Source organism: Amycolatopsis methanolica 239, from assembly GCF_000739085.1.
Classification (GTDB): Bacteria; Actinomycetota; Actinomycetes; order Mycobacteriales; family Pseudonocardiaceae; genus Amycolatopsis_E; species Amycolatopsis_E methanolica.
In genome coordinates this window covers 5874443-5887536 of record NZ_CP009110.1, presented here as the reverse complement: position 1 = coordinate 5887536, position 13094 = coordinate 5874443, and the positions used below count along the sequence as shown (strand labels likewise).

7 protein-coding genes are annotated in these 13094 nt (G+C 71.7%); 3 read left to right on the top strand and 4 right to left on the bottom strand.

The window, feature by feature from the left end:
* Positions 1–243 precede the first annotated feature (243 nt).
* The 4 genes from AMETH_RS28635 to AMETH_RS28620 all read right to left on the bottom strand — a co-directional run bounded on the left by AMETH_RS28635 (position 244) and on the right by AMETH_RS28620 (position 5654).
* The gene (locus tag AMETH_RS28635) at positions 244–1797 is read right to left on the bottom strand and encodes an acetolactate synthase large subunit (RefSeq protein ID WP_017984644.1); all 1554 of its coding nucleotides are present in this window, start codon (positions 1795–1797) and stop codon (positions 244–246) included.
* 8 nt (positions 1798–1805) lie between these two features.
* The gene (locus AMETH_RS28630) at positions 1806–3179 is read right to left on the bottom strand and encodes an FAD-binding oxidoreductase (protein ID WP_017984643.1); all 1374 of its coding nucleotides are present in this window, start codon (positions 3177–3179) and stop codon (positions 1806–1808) included.
* A 700-nt stretch (positions 3180–3879) separates the two neighbouring features.
* Positions 3880–4380, bottom strand: coding sequence for a DUF3830 family protein (locus AMETH_RS28625; protein WP_017984642.1), 501 nt, complete (start codon positions 4378–4380; stop codon positions 3880–3882).
* Between the two features lie 14 nt (positions 4381–4394).
* Positions 4395–5654 (bottom strand): aspartate aminotransferase family protein, encoded by a 1260-nt coding sequence (locus AMETH_RS28620; protein WP_017984641.1) that lies wholly within the window; start codon positions 5652–5654, stop codon positions 4395–4397.
* A 95-nt stretch (positions 5655–5749) separates the two neighbouring features.
* On the opposite strand from AMETH_RS28620, the gene AMETH_RS28615 reads away from it, so the two are divergent.
* The 3 genes from AMETH_RS28615 to AMETH_RS28605 all read left to right on the top strand — a co-directional run bounded on the left by AMETH_RS28615 (position 5750) and on the right by AMETH_RS28605 (position 13094).
* Positions 5750–7213 carry an NAD-dependent succinate-semialdehyde dehydrogenase gene (locus AMETH_RS28615; RefSeq protein WP_017984640.1) on the top strand — a complete coding sequence of 488 codons (1464 nt, stop codon included), beginning with the start codon at positions 5750–5752 and terminating at the stop codon, positions 7211–7213.
* Positions 7210–8268, top strand: a complete 1059-nt coding sequence (locus AMETH_RS28610) for a tartrate dehydrogenase (protein ID WP_017984639.1) — start codon at positions 7210–7212, stop codon at positions 8266–8268. The genes AMETH_RS28615 and AMETH_RS28610 overlap by 4 nt, the downstream gene beginning before the upstream one ends.
* 524 nt (positions 8269–8792) lie before the next feature.
* The gene (locus AMETH_RS28605) at positions 8793–13094 is read left to right on the top strand and encodes an HAD-IC family P-type ATPase (RefSeq protein WP_038532466.1); all 4302 of its coding nucleotides are present in this window, start codon (positions 8793–8795) and stop codon (positions 13092–13094) included.

The window sequence follows — 13094 nt, the reverse complement described above, 5'->3', positions numbered from 1 at the left end:
GAAACAGAAGCGGCCCACCCAGCCAGACCTCCCCCGCCCCCGATCCACAGCCGATCTTTGGTCGGCGACTGAAACACAATCAGGCATCGGGGGCGGGGGTGGCCGTAAGGTGACCTTTCAAGCGCCGTGAGGCGCTTTCCGCGCGAAGGCGTGGCTTTAAAGATCAAAAGAGTCCTCGCCGGACGGACAGGCCCGGGATGACCACCCAGCTACCTTGTGTTCAGGGCCTGGCGCTATGCGCCCTTAGAGCAGTGGGGGTACTGCTGCGTCGATGAGGTGGGGGCCCGGCTCGTTGAGCGCGTTGCGGAATTGCTCGGCCAGTTCCTCGGCCGTCGTCGCCCGTGTTGCTGAGACGCCCATGCCTTCCGCGATCTTCACGAAGTCGATGTCGGGCCTTGCGAGGTCCAGCAGGTCCTTCGCCTTCGGGCCGGACGCTTCCGCTCCGACTCGCTGCAGTTCCATGCGCAGGATGGCGTAGGCGTGGTTGTTGAGGATCACCGTGGTCACGTTGAGGTTTTCCCGCGCCATCGTCCACAGTGCCGAGATGGTGTAGAGGGCGCTGCCGTCCGCCTGCAGTGCGATCACCGGGCGGTCGGGGGCGGCGATCGCGGCGCCCACGGCTACCGGGAGTCCCTGTCCGATGGCGCCGCCGGTCAGGGTGAGCACGTCGTGCCGGGAAGCACCGGCCGTCGCGCCCGGTAGGAGCAGTCCGGAGGTGTTGGCCTCGTCCGAAATGATCGCGCCCTCCGGCAACAGCGCGCCGATCACCTCGACCCAGTTCTGCACCGTGAGCGCACCGGTCGGCAGCGCCGGACGAGCCGGTTCCTGCAGCACCGGGTTCACATCGGACGCGACCTCGTCCGCGAGTGCTTCCAGCGCGGCCACCACGTCCTGGTCCAACTCGGCCAGCGTGTGCACCTGCGCGCCCTCCGGCACCAGGTCGCTCGCCTTGCCGGGGTAGGCGAAGAACGACACAGGCGGCTTGGTCCCGGCCACGATGACGTGCTTGATGCCCTCCAGCTGCCACTGCACCTGCTCGGCCAGGTACGCCAAGCGCTCGATCGTGGGCAGTCCGGCGCCGCGTTCCAGCCTCGCCGGGAAGGTCTCCACGAACGGCTTCGCGCCGGTCGCGGTGGCGATCCGGCTCACCGCACGCAGACCGGGTTCGCGGCAGGCCGGTCCGCCCACCAGCAACGCGACCGGCTCACCGGTGCGCAGCACCTCCGCGACCGCCTTGACCGTGGTGTCCGTGACGGTCTGCGGCGCGCGCGGCGGCATCGGCTTCACCGCGACACCACCGTCGCCCCACGAGACGTCCGCGGGCAGGATCAGCGTCGCCACCTTGCCCGGCGCCTCCTGCGCCGCGGCGACGGCGAACGCGGCGTCCGCGCCGACGTCCGCGCTGTTCCCCGACCGGCGCACCCACCCGTTCAGCGAACCGGCGATCGCCTCGATGTCCGACTCCAGCGGCGCGTCGTACTTCTTGTGGTACGTCGCGTGGTCGCCGATCACGTTCACCACCGGCACATGGCCGCGCCGGGCGTTGTGCAGGTTCGCCAGGCCGTTGCCCAGCCCCGGCCCCAGGTGCAGGAGCGTCGCGGCCGGCTTGCCCGCGACCCGCGCGTAACCGTCGGCGGCGCCGGTGACCACGCCCTCGAACAGGGCCAGCACACCGCGCATCTCGGGCACCGAATCGAGCGCCGCGACGAAGTGCATCTCCGACGTGCCGGGATTGGAGAAGCACACGTCGACACCCGCGTCGACGAGCGTGCGGATCAGGGACTGCGCGCCGTTCATCTCACTCCTCAGTCGAACAGGACATCCGGGTTCAGGATGCCCTTCGGGTCGAAGGCCTGCTTGATCCGGCGCAGCAACGCGACCTTGGCCGGGTCCTCGAGCGCGAGGAAGTGGTCCTTCTTCGCCTGCCCGATGCCGTGCTCACCGGAGATCGCCCCGCCGACCGCGATGCCCGCGGTGAAGATGTCGTGCAGCAGCCGGTGCCGCTTCTCCGGGTCCTTGCAGAAGATTCCCAAGTGGACGTTGCCGTCCCCGGCGTGGCCGCAGCCGATCGCGCCGGCCTCGGCTGCCGTGGCGAGCTCCCGGACCTTCGCCAGGAACCCGGGCATCTCCGAGCGCGGCACCACGACGTCGATCACGTCGTCGGCGCCGGCGGCCTTCGCCGTCCAGAACGCCTTCTCCCGCGCCTCGATGAGCTTGCGGGCCGAACCGCCGTCCAGCACGTACACGTCGGATGCGCCCAGCTCGCCGAGCAGCTCGCCGGCCCGCTCGACGTCGCCGTCCAGCCGATCGCCATCGCGGTTTTCCAGACCCACCACCAGGTAGGCCTGCGTGGCGTTGCGGACCTCCTCGGGGACGCCCAGCTCCAGTTTCTCGTTGTAGGTGATCGCCGCCATCGTCAGGTTGTCGATGTACTCGAGGATGTTCGGCGTCAGACCGCTGGCGATGACCTCCGGGACGGCGCGCATCACCTGGTCGAGGTCACCGAACGGGGCGAGCAGCGTCGCGGCGTGCGGCAGGCGCGGGTACAGCTTGACGATCACCTCGGTGACCAGCGCGAGCGTGCCCTCGGAGCCGATGATCAACTGGGTCAGGTCGTAGCCGCTGGAGATCTTGGACGTCTTGCCGCCGGTGCGGATGATCTCGCCGGTAGGCAGAACCGCCTGCAGGCCGACGATGTTGTGCCGCGCCACGCCGTACTTGACCGCGCGCATGCCGCCCGCGTTGGTGCCGACGTTGCCGCCGACGCTCGCGCTCAGCTCGCCCGGGTAGACCGTGTAGGCGAGGCCGGCCTCCTTGGTCGCCTCGTCCAGTTCGCTGAGCGTGACGCCCGGCTGGACGACGGCGACTTGGTTGGCGGTGTCGATCTCCAGGACCGCGTTCATCCGCTCGAACGAGACGAGCAGGCCGTCCTCGCGAGGGCGGGCCGCGCCGGACAACCCGCTGCCCGAGCCGCGAGCCGTGACCGGCAGGCCGTTCTCGGCGGCGACGGCCAGCACGGCGGCGACCTCTTCGGCGGTGGCGGGTTTGACGACGTGGGCCGGCTTGACGGCGTCGACGGTGAGGGACTCGTCCTTCGCGTAGTCGTCTGGGACGGAGTCCCCGGAGAGGAGGTTGCGCTCGCCGACGATCTCGGCGATCCGCGCGGTGACGTCGCCCATGACGTGCCCGGTCCTTTCCTGCGCCTGCCCGAATGACGGAAGCCTAGTACGGGAGAGCGCAGGACCGGAAGCGAAGGAGATTCACGTCTGGCGGAGGCGACGCAGCCGCCGCCGGGCGACGGTGACTCCGTGGTCGCAAACGTGGACGCGCAGCCTTCCTGTTCGCCCCCAGTTTGTTCGCACCGGAAAGGGGGCGGGGCCGGTCCGCGCCAACGTACCGGCCCCGCCTTCTCGGGTCAGCGGGTCAGACCAGCCAGCCGAGGACGTGCGCGAGACCGGCCAGGATGTTGGAAACGATGTCGTGGCCGTGGTGGAAGTGCGCAGCGAACATTGGAGAGGGGCTCCTTTGCGAAAATCAAACCTTGCGAATCTGGCTGCTTTCGAAAGCAAGGGAAGATTTTCAGTTCCGCTGGGCGGTGTCAAACCGCCCTGGAAAGCGTGGAGCCGCGCGAATACCGCGGTGGAAAATCCGCCCAGCCTAAACACGTAACACTTTCGGGTTCTCGGCTGGGGGTGCCGTTGTGCTGCTCGTAGCGCCGTCGGGCGGGCTCATCTGGGGTGATGCTGATCTTGACCCGGCACACCGGGTGATGCCCGCCCGAACGGGTGAACACATTGCCACGCAAGGTGATCCCCCTATGATCACGCTAACGGGTGACGGGGGGCCAGGGTTCTGCCCCTAACGACCGCAGGTCGAGAGCTACTCGGCGCGGGCGAAGGACAGCGTTTCGCCCTCGACGCCACGCAGCCACAGGTCCTGCGCGGCCGCCGCCATTTCCGGCAGGCCCTCCACGATCGTGGCGAACACGTTGCCGGGAACCCAGCCCGCGTCGCCGTTGATGAGCAGGTTGTTCCGGCCGTAGAAGATCGCCAGATCGGTCGCGCCCTTGTCGCTGTGGGCCTCGCTGCTGTCTTCGTACCCGTATGCCGGATTTCCGATTTCCCACGCCTCGAACCCGAAATAGACGACATCCCCGGGAATGGGGGTGACCGTCGGGTTCTCCCGGCCCGGCTTCGGGTCGGCGAACGGTGGCACCAGCGTGTAGACCTCGTTGCGGGCGTACTTCGCGTGGTAGGCCGAACCGCTCTGCGGCAGCGCGTTCCACACCGCCTGGCAGGTCCGCGGCGCCTCCGCGTCCAGCAGCACCGCACGGCAGGACACGCCGCGCTTGTCGAGTGAGATGGTGATGTAGCGGGCCAACGTGCTTCTTCTCTCTACTTGGAACCGGTGACGGTGGCGACGGTCTCGGCCCAGATCGCGAGCGCGTCGTCGATCTGCTCGGCGGTGACCACCAGCGGTGGGATCATCCGCACGACGTTCGAGTACGCGCCGCAGGTGAGCAGCAGCAGCCCGCGCCGCGCCGCCTCCTGCTGCGCCGCCGCGGCCAGCGCGGTGTCCGGCGTGCCGTCGGCCTTGGTGAACTCCGACCCGACCAGCAGGCCCAGCCCGCGCACCTCGCCGATCTCCGGCGTCTTGTCGGCGATCAGCCGTGCGCCTTCGAGCAGCTGCTTGCCGCGCGCCGCCGCGTTCTCGACCAGGTTCTCCTCCTCGATCACGTCGAGGGTGGCCAGCGCGGCCGCACACGACACGGCGTTGCCGCCGTACGTGCCGCCCTGTGAGCCGGGGAACGCCTTGGACATCAGCTCCTTCGACGCCGCGATGCCGGACAGCGGGAACCCGCTCGCCAGGCCCTTCGCGATCAGCACGACGTCCGGCCGCACGTCGAAGTGGTCGTGGCCCCAGAACCGGCCGGTGCGCCCGAACCCGGTCTGGATCTCGTCGATCACCAGCAGGATGCCGTGCCGGTCGGCGCGCTCGCGCAGCCCGGCCATGAACTCCCTGTTCGCAGGCACGTACCCGCCCTCGCCGAGCATCGGCTCGATGAAGAACGCGGCCGTCTCGTTCGGGGCGCTGATCGTCTGGAAGAGGTAGTCCAGCTCGCGCAATGCGAACTTCGTCGCGGTCTGCTCGTCCCAGCCGTAGTGGTAGGCGTAGGGGAAGGGGGCCACGTGCACGCCACCCATCAGCGGCGAGATGCCGGCGCTGAACCGCGTGCCCGAAGTGGTCATCGACGCCGCGGCGACCGTGCGGCCGTGGAACCCGCCCTGGAAGACGATGACGTTCGGCCGCCCGGTGGCCTGCCGCGAGAGGCGCAGCGCGGCTTCGACGGCCTCGCTTCCGGAGTTCGCGAAGAACAGCGAGTCCAGCCCCGCGGGCAGCACGTCGCCGAGCCGTTCGGTCAGCTTGAGCAGCGGCTGGTGCATCACGGTGGTGTACTGCGCGTGGATGACCTTGCCGATCTGTTCCTGCGCCGCCTTGACCACCTTCGGGTGGCAGTGGCCGGTGCTGGTCACGCCGATGCCGGCGGTGAAGTCGAGGTGGCGGTTGCCGTCGACGTCGTAGAGGTAAGCGCCTTCGCCGTGCTCGACGACGACCGGTGTGGCCTGCTTGAGCAGGGGGGAGAGCTGGGCCATGACGGCGGAACTCCTAACGCGGAGTGAGCTTGTAGATTGTTGACAATCTGTCTAGCATGGCCCGTGGACAGGCGCAAGGTTGATCAGGAGGACCAATGGCCGAGCTGACCGAATCGGGTGTCGTGGACGCCGTCGGCAAGGAGCTGTTCATCGGCGGGAAGTGGGTCCCGTCGAGCACCGGGCGGACCTTCGCCGTCGAGGATCCCGCCACCGGCCGGGTCCTCTGCGAGGTCGCCGACGCCGCGCCCGAGGACGGGAAGGCGGCCCTCGACGCGGCCGTGTCCGCGCAGGCCGACTGGGCGAAGACGGCGCCGCGCGAGCGCAGCGAAATCCTGCGCCGCGCCTACGAACTGCTGAACGCCCGCGTCGACGAGCTGGCGCTGTTGATGACGCTGGAGATGGGCAAGCCGCTGGCCGAGGCGAAGGGCGAGGTCGCCTACGCGGCCGAGTTCTTCCGCTGGTTCTCCGAGGAGGCGGTGCGCATCGACGGCGGCTACCAGGTCGCGCCCAACGGGGCAGGCCGGTTCCTCGTCACCAAGCAGCCGGTCGGGCCGTGCCTGCTGATCACGCCGTGGAACTTCCCGATGGCCATGGGCGGCCGCAAGATCGGCCCGGCCATCGCCGCCGGCTGCACGATGGTCATCAAGCCGGCCGAGCAGACGCCGCTGTCGATGCTCGCGCTGGCCGCGATCCTGACCGAGGCCGGGCTGCCCGCCGGCGTGCTCAACGTGGTCACCACCAGCGATCCCGGCGGCGTGATGGAGCCGATGATCAAGGACGGCCGTGCGCGCAAGCTGTCGTTCACCGGATCCACCGCGGTCGGGCGCAAGCTGCTGGAGCAGTGCGCGGACAAGGTTCTGCGCACGTCGATGGAGCTGGGCGGCAACGCGCCGTTCCTGGTCTTCGACGACGCCGACCTGGACGCGGCGGTCGAGGGCGCCATGCAGGCCAAGATGCGCAACATCGGTGAGGCGTGCACCGCGGCGAACCGGTTCTACGTGCAGCGCGGGGTCGCCGACGAGTTCGCCCGGCGGCTGACCGAGCGGATGTCCGCGCTGCCGCTGGGCCGCGGCACCGAGCCCGGCGTGGTCGTCGGCCCGCTCATCGACAGCGACGCGGTGAACAAGGTGACCGAGCTGGTCGCCGACGCCACGTCCCGGGGCGCCAAGGTGCTCACCGGTGGGGCCACTGTGGACGGTCCGGGCAACTTCTACCAGGCCACGGTGCTGACCGACGTGCCGCGGGACGCGCGGATGGCGAGCGAGGAGATCTTCGGCCCGGTCGCGCCGATCAGCGTGTTCGACGACGAGGACGAGGCCGTCGCCGCTGCCAACGACACCGAGTACGGCCTGGTCAGCTACGTCTACACGAACGACCTCAAGCGCGCGCTGCGTGTGTCGGAGTCGCTGGAGGCCGGCATGATCGGGCTGAACCAGGGCATCGTGTCCAACCCGGCGGCGCCGTTCGGCGGGGTCAAGCAGTCCGGGCTCGGCCGCGAGGGCGGCACCGTCGGCATCGACGAGTTCCTGGAGACCAAGTACATCGCGGTGAGCCTGTGAGCACCTACCGGATCGCGAGCATCCCCGGTGACGGCATCGGGGTCGACGTCACCGCCGAGGCGCGCCAGGTTCTGGACCGGGCAGGCGAAGTGCACGGGTTCCGTCTGGAGTGGACGGAGTTCGACTGGAGCTGCGAGCGGTACACCAAGACGGGCCGGATGATGCCGGAGGACGGCATCGACCAGCTGCGGCCGTTCGACGGGATCCTGCTCGGCGCGGTCGGGTTCCCCGGGGTGCCGGACCACGTGTCGCTGTGGGGGCTGCTGATCCCGATCCGGCGGGCGTTCGCGCAGTACGTGAACCTGCGGCCGGTGCGGCTGCTGCCCGGGACGACGTCCGTGCTGGCCGGCCGGGAGGCCGACGAGCTGGAGATGGTGATCGTCCGGGAGAACACCGAGGGCGAGTACTCGCAGATCGGCGGGCGGCACAACCCGGGGCAGCCGGGCGAGTTCGCGGTCCAGGAGTCGGTCTTCACACGGGTCGGGGTCGAGCGGATCATCCGGTTCGCGTTCGAGCTGGCCCGCACCCGCAGCGGCCGGGTGTGCTCGGCGACCAAGTCGAACGGGATCATCCACACGATGCCGTTCTGGGACGAGGTCTTCGCGGAGGTCGCCGCGGAGTATCCCGACGTCCACAATGAACAGACGCACATCGATGCGCTCGCGGCTCGGATGGTGCAGCACCCGGACCGGCTGGACGTCGTGGTGGGGTCGAACCTGTTCGGCGACATCCTGAGCGACCTGGCGGCGGCTGTGACCGGAGGGCTAGGCATGGCGCCGTCCGGCAACGTCAACCCGCCGGGCGAGTACCCGTCGATGTTCGAGGCGGTGCACGGCAGTGCCCCGGACATCGCCGGGCAGGGCATCGCGAACCCGGTGGCGCAGATCCTGGCCGGCGCGATGATGCTGGAGCACCTGGGCGAGAAGACAGCCGCGGCGGCGGTGCACAAGGCCGTCGAGGAGGTGCTCGCGGCCGGCTCGGTGGCGACCCCCGACCTGGGCGGCAAGTCGACGACCACCGAGCTGGGCGCCGCCATCACCGACGCGCTCGCCTGACCGGCTGGGCTCGCCTGACCGGCCGTGCTCGGTTGACCGGGCGCGCTCGCGTGGCGGTGGCGGGCCGTGTGGCGGCTGGGCTCGCCTGACCCGGCTGGGCTCGCTGGCGGTGGCGTGCCGCGTCGCGGCCGCGCTCGCCTGACGGCAGGGTGCTGTGCGCGGCCTTGCGGCCTTGCGGCCTTGCGGCCTTGCGGCCGCAGGCGCTGCGGCCTGACGGGCTCGCCCGGGCGCCGGGGCCTGTGGGGCGGCGCCGCCCGCCCCGCCTTCGCCCCGCCGCCCAGCCCGCCCCGGCCCTGGCATGCCACTGCCCGCGCCCAGCCGCGGGCGGGCAGCGCGCCTCGGCGAGCTCGCTGCCGGAAACGGTGACCTCGCCGTCCGGAGCGGTCGGCTCGGGGGTGGGCAACTCGCCGCCGGGCAGCCTCGGCCGGCCCCGTAAACCAGGGGCCGACCTGCGGCGGCAGGCATATCTTCACCCGCAATGGGCAACCCCATGCACCTGAGGCGTCGAGGTGCGGGAGTGGTTCATGGAGTTGCTGGGTGTCCGGCTGCCCGGTCCGGTGTCGGCGGTGAAGGGCCTCGCCGGGGCGGTGTTATCGCCGCTGAGCAGGCCCCGCCGCCGGGTGTGGTCCTGCCCGGGCCGGCTGCACATCGAGGCCCACGGGGTGCACGGTCCGGGCGGCGAAGCGGTCGCGCAGCGCATCGAGCAGGCCGTGCAGCGTCACCCGGGCGTCGCGTGGGCGCGAGTCAACGCGCCCTCCTCCCGGGTGATCATCGGCGTCGAGGACCCCGCCCCGGACAGCGACGAGCTGATCCGCGTCGTCGAGGAGGCCGAGGGCGCGCCCAACGGCGTCGGCGAAGAGAGCAGGGAGGACGAGCTCCACCACCCGGCCGACGGCCTGCGCGGCACCCGCCTCCTGCCGACCCTCGCCGCCGACACACTCGGCCTCGGCCTGTCGCTGATCACCCGGCTCGCGCCGAGGGCGCCGATCCCGACCGAGATCGCCGCGCTGCCCAACGTCGTCGACCTGCACCCGCGCCTGCGCAAGATCGCCGCCGAGCGGGCGGGCAGCAGCGAGAAGGCCGACACCGCGACCTCGGCCTTCGGCGCGTTCGCCCAGGGCTTGGCGTCTGGCGGCGAGGGCACGGTCGTCGACATCATCCAGCGCGCCGAGCAGTACCGCGAGGCCCGCGCGCACGAACGGCTGTGGTGCCAGGCCGAGAGCCGCCTGATCCACGGCCCGGAGGACGCCGCGGCCGGCCCGGTCGTCGTCGAGCGGCCGCGGGAGATCCCGGACGGCCCGGTCGAACAGTACGAACAGCGCATCCTCAACCTCGGCGCCGCCGCGGCCGCCGTCTCGCTGCCGTTCGCGCGCCCCCGCCGGACGATCGGCATCGGCCTGGCCGCGCTGCCCAAGGCCGCCGAGGCCGGGCGCACCGCGTTCGGCGCGCGCATCGGCCGCGTGCTGGCCACCGAGGGCGTGCTGGTCATGGACCGCGGGGTGCTGCGCCACCTGGACGCCATCGACACGCTGCTCCTCGACGAGCAGGCCTTCGACACCGGGCGCATGGTCCTCAACGACCTCGTCCCCATCGGCGACGGCGACGCCAGCGAGCTGGTCGAACGCGCGTGGCAGCTGTTCGACGCGCACACGCCCGGCAAGCCCCACGAAGACGACGGCTGGCGCCTCGGCCCGCTCGACGAACTGGGCGTCGACCAGGGCGCGCACGAGCGCGAGCAGCTGGAGAAGCGCGGCGCGGCGGCGGTCCTCGGCCTGGTGCGGGACCAGCATCTGACCGCCGTCATCGGGCTCGGCAGGCAGGTGCCGCCCGGCGTGGCCGCGGTGATCGCCGCCGCCCGTCGCTGGAACATCGAGGTCGTCAGCGCCAACGGCGGCCACGCCGCGTTCGAGGCCGACCGGCTCATGCCCGGCGGCGAGCGCCTCGTCTCGACCGTGCGCGAGCTGCAGGGCGACGGGCACGTGGTGATGCTGGTGTCCGACGACCGCCGCGCGCTCGGCGCCGCCGACTGCGGCATCGGCACCCATCGGCCCGGCGACCCGCCGCCGTGGGGCGCGCACCTGCTGATCGGCGAGGAGATCGGCATCGCGGCGCTGGTCGTCGACGCCATCGCCGCCGCCCGCGAGGTCAACCGCGACAGCATCTGGCTGTCCCAGGGCGCGACCGGCGTCGGCGCGGTCAGCGCGCTGCAACCGGGCCGCCGCAGCCCGGCCAACCGGGCGATGCGGGCGGTGAACCTGGGCGCGGCCGTCGCCCTGACCAACGCGCACCGCCGCGCCAAGAAGCTCGCCGAGCGGGACACGGGCCTGGCCGGCGACGCCGCGCCGTGGCACCTGATGCCGGTGGACGTCGTGCTCGACCGCCTCGGCACCGGCCCGGACGGCCTGAGCGACGACGCTGCCCAGAAGCGCGCACGGGCGCGCGGCACGGGCAGCGGTGGCCGGACGAGCCTGATGCAAGCGTTCATCAACGAGCTGTCCAACCCGCTCACCCCGGTCCTGATCGGGGGCGCCGCGTTGTCCGCGTCCGTCGGGTCGCCGGTGGACGCCGCGCTCGTCGCCGGGATCACCGGCGTGTCCGCGCTGGTCGGCAGCGTTCAGCAGGTCCACACCGAGAAGCAGCTGGCCGAGCTGCTGAGCCGGTCGGCGATCAGCACGACCGTGATCCGCGGCGGCCGGGAGCGCGTGGTGAGCGCGGACGATCTGGTGCCCGGCGACGTCGTCAAGCTGACCTCCGGCGACGTCGTGCCCGCGGACTGCCGGCTGCTCGAGGCCGACGGCGTCGAGGCGGACGAGTCGTCGCTGACTGGCGAGTCGCTGCCGGCGGCGAAGGACCCGTCGCCGGTGATCGCCGCGGACGTCGCCGAGCGCGCGTCGATGTTGTACGAGGGCACGACGATCGCGGCCGGTGAGGCCGTCGGCATCGTCGTCGCGACCGGTGCGGACACCGAGGCGGGCCGCAGCATGGCCATGGCCCGCGAGAACGCGCCGGTCACCGGGGTCGAGACAAGGCTGGCCGAGCTGACCTCGAAGGCGATGCCGCTGGCGATCGGGTCGGCCGTCGCGGTGGCCGGTGCCGGCCTGCTGCGCCGGGTGCCGCTGCGGGAAAGCCTGTCCGCGGCGGTGAACCTGGCCGTCGCGTCGGTGCCGGAGGGGCTGCCGTTCCTGGTTAGCGCCGCGCAACTGGCGGCAGCGCGGCGGCTCGCCGAGCACAACGCGCTGGTCCGCAACCCGCGCGGCATCGAGGCGCTGGGCCGGGTCGACGTGCTGTGCTTCGACAAGACCGGCACCCTGACCGAGGGGACGCTGACGGTCCACGAGGTCGACGACGGCCGCAAGCGCCGCAAGATCGAGGACCTGGACGACGAGACCGAGTCGGTGCTGCTCACCGCGTTGCGGGCGACGCCGCACGCCGACGACCCGTCCGACCTGCCGCACGCGACGGACCGCGCGATCGTCGAGGGCGCGCGGCGGGTTTCCGTGCACACCGACGGGTGGGAGCTGGTCGACGCGGTGCCGTTCGAGCCGTCGCGCGGCTACCACGCCTCGCTGATGCGCAACGGCGACGGCCTGGTGGTGAGCGTCAAGGGGGCGCCGGAGTCCGTGCTGCCGCGCTGCGACCTGGACGAGGGCCGTCGGAAGAAGCTGGCGGGCCGGATGAAGAAGCTGGCCAAGGCCGGGCAGCGGGTGCTCGCGGTCGCCGAGTCCACTCCGGACAGTGCGACGCTCGACGAGGACTCCGTGACGAGGTTGCGGTTCAAGGGTTTCGTCGCGATCGCCGATCCGGTGCGGGGGAGCGCGGCGGCCGCGGCGGCGGACCTGCGGGCGGCGGGCGTGCAGATCGTGATGATCACCGGCGACCACCCGGACACCGGGGAGGCGATCGCGGGCAAGGTCAGCGAGGACGGCGCCGACCTGCACGTGGCGACCGGCGCCGAGCTGGACGCGATGGACGACGACCAGCTGGCGTCCACTTTGGAGACCCTGGACGTGGTCGCGCGGTGCAGCCCGGCGCAGAAGGTGCGGATCATCAAGGCGTACCAGAAGCACGGCCACACGGTCGCGATGACCGGGGACGGCGCGAACGACGCGCCCGCGATCCGGCTCGCGGACGTCGGCATCGCGCTCGGTGGGCACGGCGCCGCGGCCGCGCGCGCAGCGGCCGACCTGGTGGTGACCGACGACCGCCTGGAGACGATCATCGCGGCGCTTGTCGAGGGCAGGGCGATGTGGGCCTCGGTGCGCGAGGCGCTGGCGATCCTGCTCGGCGGGAACCTCGGCGAGATCGGGTTCAGCGTGCTCGGCGCGACGCTGACCGGCCGGTCGCCGCTGGGCGCCCGGCAGTTCCTGCTGGTCAACCTGCTGACCGACCTGGCGCCGGCGCTGGCGATCGCGTTGCGGCGGCCCGAGGACGGCTCCGACCTGCTGCGAGAGGGGCCGGAGAGTTCGCTTGGCAAGCGCCTGCAGAAGGACATCGGCGTGCGAGCCGGGGTCACGGCACTCGGCGCGACGACCGCGTGGATGCTGGCGCGCGCGACGGGCCGCGGCCGCCGCGCGAGCACCGTCGCGCTGGCCGGGCTGGTCGGCACGCAGCTCGGGCAGACGCTGCTGACTGGCGGCTGGAATCGGTCGGTGCTGGCGACGTCGCTCGGCTCGGTGGCCCTGCTCGCGGCCGTGATCCAGACCCCCGGGGTGAGCCAGTTCTTCGGGTGCACGCCGCTCGGCCCGATCGGGTGGGGGATGGCGCTGGGCAGCGCGGGCGCGGCGACGGCGCTGGGCGCGGTGGTCGGGCGGATGATCGAGGGGTGA